This is a genomic window from uncultured Victivallis sp. (assembly GCF_944391105.1).
Taxonomy (GTDB): domain Bacteria; phylum Verrucomicrobiota; class Lentisphaeria; order Victivallales; family Victivallaceae; genus Victivallis.
In genome coordinates this window covers 1-5,286 of sequence record NZ_CALXSK010000082.1, presented here as the reverse complement: position 1 = coordinate 5,286, position 5,286 = coordinate 1, and the positions used below count along the sequence as shown (strand labels likewise).

Here is a 5,286-nt window from a genome sequence, read left to right as displayed (position 1 = left end):
GATAGTCCCAGAGTTAAGATGAACCTTCTGCCTCTTTTTTCATCCCGCCGAATTAAAAACTTTTGAAATTACCTCAGGAGATATTATTTCAATTTCTGCGTGTTCTTCATGAATCGGTGGTAGTACATTTGAATCTAAGATATATTCAGGAAAATGTTCTTGAAGAACAACTTTTTCCGGAATAAGAATTTCACGGTTGGCATCTGCCGCTTGTACAGATATTTTTTCTATTTTAGAACTTTTTTGCAATTCACGATACAATCTTGATTTATGGATTGCAAGCTTTTGATTTTCTCCGAGCTTGGCTTCTTTAAGCTTGGCATCTAGATTTAAATTTTTAATCTCCAATCTAAGTTTTTCTCTATTTAATTCAGAAAGCTCTTGATCCTCAAATATTTTGTTGCTCCATTGTGTCAGCGGGGTAATCATAAAGTTTGTTATCAGAGCAGTGATAACACCTATTGATATCTGTCTGACGTCTTTGGGTAATAATTTAAAATATTGTTTTATTCCGCCCTCAGCAAGTGGATATACCTCAATTTGCAGATCGAAGTCCATTGCTGAGGCTATTTCTCTTGCAATTGCAAGAAATTCAAATTGTGCACGGTTGTGAATGAATGCATCTAGAGAATGAGAAGAATCTCGAAGATAATAATGAATTTCTATATTGCTTTCATCACCGATGAATTCTCCCATAATTCTCCCTCTATTGCTTTAAAGTACACTTTGGGACAACTTCTTATTGAAAGATTGATGCAAATCCCCTTTGAGTTACTATATCCTATAGTTTGTTGATTGCAAGTCGTGGGCTGGCGGTTACTAAATAGTTTATAAAATCATTTTTTGATAATAGGACATCTTTTAGAAAGTAGACTGTTAAAAGCAACAAGAATCTATGCAGTTCAAACTGATTTCATCTATATATAACCTTCGTGATGGCAGGCTGAAGTAATCGGCCTGAATGAGTGATCAGCCCTGTCGGTCTTTGCGGACCGGCGGGGCTGATTGGTTTTAATCGCATGGAGGTGGTGAAGATGAAGATCAGAAAGAGTGTGTTGCTGGAGGCGTTGAAGGTGCTCGGGAAGGTCGTGGCGCAGACTTCGCCGGTGGAGGTGGTGCGGTCGGTCCGGTTCGTCGGGGACGGCGGGCGGCTGCGGCTCATGGCGACCGACGGCGTGGAGTGTGTCGCTGTAAGTGTGGCGTGTGAGGTTGCGGAGGCGGTTGATTTCGCGGTCGAATATCGGGCGCTGCGGGAGCTGATCCGTTCCACGCGGGGTGGCGAGGTTGAGGTCACGGGGAAGTCGCTCGAATGGCCGGATTTGGAGGTGGTTCCCGAGGACGCGGTCAAAGTCGAGCTTCCGGCCTCGTTCGGGGAGTTGCTCGCTTGGGCGGCTCCGGTTGCGGATCGCGATGGTGCGCGGCTCATCCTGCGGGGCGTCAACCTTTCGCCGGAAGGCATCACCGCGACGAACGGAAGAGAATTGCTGCATCTCCCGTGTCCGCTCGCGATTCCGGAGGAGGTTACGCTGCCGTTTCCGCTCGCGTTGTTGACGGCGAAACCCGCCGCTCTCGGCGTACTCCACCTATGGAGTCGGCGTAATGAGCGGCTCTTCCGGATCGAGATCGGCGGCTTTCTGTGGCAGGGTAAGGCGCTCTCCGGGAAATTCCCCGCCTGGAAGCAGGTGATTCCGTCCGGCAATGCATTAGATTATTCGCTGGAGTTCTTCGAGCCGGAACGGATCATCGCGTTTTTGAAAACGGTTCCCGACCACGAACCGCTGAACGGAATCGAACTTAACGTGACGCCGCATAGTGTCACGCTCGTTCCGGTCGATACTCCGGAGATGTCGTTCGAGACGGCAGCAGAGTTTCTGGGTATCCATCCGCGGGCGGTGCTGGCGCTCAACAAGTACATCCTGCTGCGGATGCTGCAGCAGCACTACACGAAGTTCCGCGCCCATTCGGACGGGCGGATGCCGGTCGTGGCCGAGGGCGGCGCCGGTTGTTACGTCGCGATGCCGATTCACCTTAGTCCCAAATCCAATCCACAAACCAACCAGGAGGTAAACAAAATGGAAGCGAACGAAATCAAAGAAACCGACTCCCGCCGGGAGTTCGCAAACGAAGCTCTCGACCCGATGGTGGAGCTGAATCACGGGATCGACGAACTGCGCGGCAAGCTCAAGCTGCTGCTCGACGAAACCGGCGTGCTGACCCGCAAGGTCAAAGAAGCCGTGCTCAAGCAGAAGCAGAAAGAGCGGGATTTCATCCTCGCCAAGCGCGCCATCGAACGGATCAAGATGGCGATTTAGCCGTTCTGCTGACTCTGTTTCTTGATGGTCAGAAACAGAATGTCGTCGGAGTCCTTGTCGCGTTCCTCCGCCAGCTTGGAACTCAGGAGGTCGTCCAGACAGAGGTATTTCACCGGCACGCCGTGAAACTCGTGGACAACCGCCCGCGCTTCCACTGTGGAGAACTTGGGCAGGCCCGGCGGCGACAGGTGGAACTGGAGGATCCCACCGGAGGTCTGAAAGGTTTGTACAAAACCGTCTCCGGTCTGAACATCCAGCGGTTCCACACTCATATCAAGCTCGTCGGCCAGAGCTTCGTTGAGCTTGTCGAAATTGGCCTGATCGAATGGGGGAATGAAAAGATCCCAGTCCAGCGTGAACCGGGGCATCCCTTCCTGAAGCATCGCCTGACCGCCGATCACCACATAACGGACACCGGCGTCATTCAGCTTTTTCAGGAGTTCTTCCATTTGATTCCCCCTTGAGCGGCAATCCGCTTCAGATATTCCCGTTTCCAGGCGTTCATTTCCTCGTAGTTTCGGAAGGACTGCTTGGAAAACGGGGGCAGATTGCACGGCACCGGAAACTTCATAACCGGTGGATGTTCCAGCCAAAGCCGTATTTTCTGTTCTCGAATATCCATGATGATCTGCCGCTTTCTCTTTGCATTCTAAATATAGCTGATTTTTCAGGAAAAACAAGAAGGAGGATCTGTATTATGTTGAAACTCAATGCGTCATATTCGAAGAAGGTTCCGGCCGGGGAGGAGTATTCGAGCCAGAGCTTCCATGCGTCGGTCGAAGTCGAACTCCCGGACGGGCTCACGCAGGAGCAGCTGCAGGCTCGGATTCATGAAACGTTCGACCTCGTGCGAAATTCGGTCGAAGCGGAACTGCATGGAAATGTGCCCCGCAATCATGAGGGGTATCCCTTTGCAGAAGAACGCAAAACCGTGCAGCAGGGCAACCGGGCAGCGGGGCGTCAGAACGACGTTCCGGCGAGTTCGAAACAGCTCTCGTACTTGCTCGATCTTGCCCGGCAGCGTGGTGTGACTCCACAGCAGATCGCCGCGCAGCATGGCGTGCCGGATGTACGGCAGCTGAGCAAGCGGCAGTGTTCGGAACTCATCAACAGCTGGAGGGCGGCATGATGGCGACCATCGATGAACTGCGGCAGAAACCGCACTGGTCTTACTCTGCGTTGAACACCTATCTCAACGTCTGTCAGCTGCAATACTTCTACCGTTATGTGGAGCAGCCCGAGATCGAACGGACTTCGGTCTGCCTCCCGTTCGGCAAGGCATTTCATGCGGCTTTGACCGCGCAGGCGTGGGAGTGTCTGATGGGGAGTTCGCTGACCCGGGAGGAGATCGTCAACCTCTTTGCGGAGTCGTTTCGGATCGAAACCGAAATCGCGCCGAATTTGATCTACAAGGAGGGCGAAAACTTCGACTCGATGATCGCGCTGGCGACCCGGATGCTCGATGCCGCGCTCGCGAACTGGTCGGACTTTTACACGATCAAAGGTGTCGCGCAGGCGTTCAAGATCGACGTTCCCGGACTCAAAAAGCCGCTGATCGGCGAATGGGATTTTCTCGTGCAGGACGGGCGGGATGTCTGCATCGTGGACTGGAAAACTTCCGCGAGCCGCTGGCCCGCCGGCAAGGCCGACCGTGATTTGCAGGCAACCGTCTTTTCGTATGCTTACGAGAAGTTGAACGGCACGACGCCGCTCTTCCGGTTCGACGTGATCACCAAGGCGAAGAATCCGGTCTGCGAAACGCACTACACCTGCCGCGATGAGGCCGCGTTCCGGCGGTTCGAGTCGCTGGCCGTGCGGGTGCAGGACGCAGTGGACAAGGGCGTGTTTCTGCCGAACGAAACGAGCTTCGCCTGTGCGGAGTGCCCGTATCGGGAGCGTTGTAAATCCTGGCATTCGACTTTGGTCTACTCGCCCAGCACGAAGCGTCTGAACCAGGACGGCAGAAGCTCAGAATGCAGAGTGAAACCGACCTCCGATTCGTACTCCGCCAGATAAATCGACTGTTCCGTTGAGTTGTCGAAAAAGTAGGCCCGGTTCAAGTATGGCAAAGCATAACGGACTTGTTCCATGCAGCGCAAATATCGCGACCGGGTTTTCTCTTCCGGAACATCATGTCCTCCCAGGGCGACCCGTTCCTTGATCCGGTTTACGTTGATCACGGGATTCTCGGTCGCGACGAAGTACATGTAGGTCTTGAATCCGGCTGCTTGTGCCCGCTTGAGGATATCGATTTTAGCAGGATGGGAAAACACCGTTTCAAAAGAAAAACTGATCCGGTGTTTCAAGTATTGCTCTTTGAAGAAGTCGGCAACGATCGCCACGGAATAGGAGTTGATGCCGTTCGCAGAAAAGTGCAGGTAATCTTCTTCGTCAATGTAAATCTCCCCCGATTCAAAGGGTCGTTTATATTCTCGGGGATAGGTTGACTGGGCAACGAACTCCACGAGTTCGGCATTGTCGATTGAAAACGGACAGGCCGTCCGATGGCTTTGCACCACTTCGGCAAAGAGCAGATCCGCATTCACAAAGCGATAGAGATTGACGGCATAATCTGAACTCAGCTGGGCAGCAAGAGTCGATTTGCCTGAGCCATTGGGACCGGCAAGCATTCTCAGGCGTGGAGTCATCGGTCTACAGCGCTCCGATGACGCTTTCGCTGCCGTCCGGATGGATTGTTACAATCTTGTCTGCTTTGGCGACAGTAACAGACACGCCGCGCGACAAGGCGTTTTCAACCGCATGAGAACCGGCTTTTGCGGCAACATTTCGCAAGGTTTCTGTGGTGGCATCATTTGTTTCCACAGCAGAAACGACAGGAACGGTTACTCCATTCGGCAAAGTTACTTCGGTGATTTTTGTCGGACTCATGGCGTATCCCTCCTATTATGAAAAAGTCAAGAGACTGACCCTTTCTTTGGTTATATTTTTTCTGTTATTTGTTAAACTCCGCCTC

At 52.3% G+C, this 5,286-nt stretch carries 7 protein-coding genes; 3 read left to right on the top strand and 4 right to left on the bottom strand.

The window, feature by feature from the left end; genetic code table 11:
- Window positions 1-39: 39 nt before the first annotated feature.
- A complete protein-coding gene (locus tag Q0K10_RS15455) occupies window positions 40-696 on the bottom strand; it encodes a hypothetical protein (RefSeq protein ID WP_294509030.1) in 657 nt (218 codons plus the stop codon).
- Between the two features lie 338 nt (window positions 697-1,034).
- Here Q0K10_RS15455 and Q0K10_RS15450 point away from each other — a divergent pair, with 338 nt between their 5' ends.
- Window positions 1,035-2,312 (top strand): hypothetical protein, encoded by a 1,278-nt coding sequence (locus Q0K10_RS15450; RefSeq protein ID WP_294509027.1) that lies wholly within the window; start codon window positions 1,035-1,037, stop codon window positions 2,310-2,312.
- Here the strand turns inward: Q0K10_RS15450 and Q0K10_RS15445 are convergent.
- On the bottom strand, window positions 2,309-2,761 hold the full coding sequence (locus tag Q0K10_RS15445; protein ID WP_294509023.1) for a DUF6036 family nucleotidyltransferase: 453 nt from the start codon (window positions 2,759-2,761) through the stop codon (window positions 2,309-2,311). The genes Q0K10_RS15450 and Q0K10_RS15445 overlap by 4 nt on opposite strands.
- A 248-nt stretch (window positions 2,762-3,009) precedes the next feature.
- Here Q0K10_RS15445 and Q0K10_RS15440 point away from each other — a divergent pair, with 248 nt between their 5' ends.
- Together Q0K10_RS15440 and Q0K10_RS15435 are read left to right on the top strand one after the other, a co-directional pair.
- On the top strand, window positions 3,010-3,441 hold the full coding sequence (locus Q0K10_RS15440; RefSeq protein WP_294509020.1) for a hypothetical protein: 432 nt from the start codon (window positions 3,010-3,012) through the stop codon (window positions 3,439-3,441).
- Window positions 3,438-4,328, top strand: a complete 891-nt coding sequence (locus Q0K10_RS15435) for a PD-(D/E)XK nuclease family protein (protein WP_294509017.1) — start codon at window positions 3,438-3,440, stop codon at window positions 4,326-4,328. Before Q0K10_RS15440 ends, Q0K10_RS15435 begins: the two co-directional genes overlap by 4 nt.
- Here the strand turns inward: Q0K10_RS15435 and Q0K10_RS15430 are convergent.
- Together Q0K10_RS15430 and Q0K10_RS15425 are read right to left on the bottom strand one after the other, a co-directional pair.
- The gene (locus Q0K10_RS15430) at window positions 4,238-4,960 is read right to left on the bottom strand and encodes a hypothetical protein (protein ID WP_294509014.1); all 723 of its coding nucleotides are present in this window, start codon (window positions 4,958-4,960) and stop codon (window positions 4,238-4,240) included. The two genes, Q0K10_RS15435 and Q0K10_RS15430, sit on opposite strands and share 91 nt — an antisense overlap.
- Window positions 4,961-4,964: 4 nt before the next feature.
- On the bottom strand, window positions 4,965-5,201 hold the full coding sequence (locus Q0K10_RS15425; RefSeq protein WP_294509011.1) for a hypothetical protein: 237 nt from the start codon (window positions 5,199-5,201) through the stop codon (window positions 4,965-4,967).
- Window positions 5,202-5,286 lie beyond the last annotated feature (85 nt).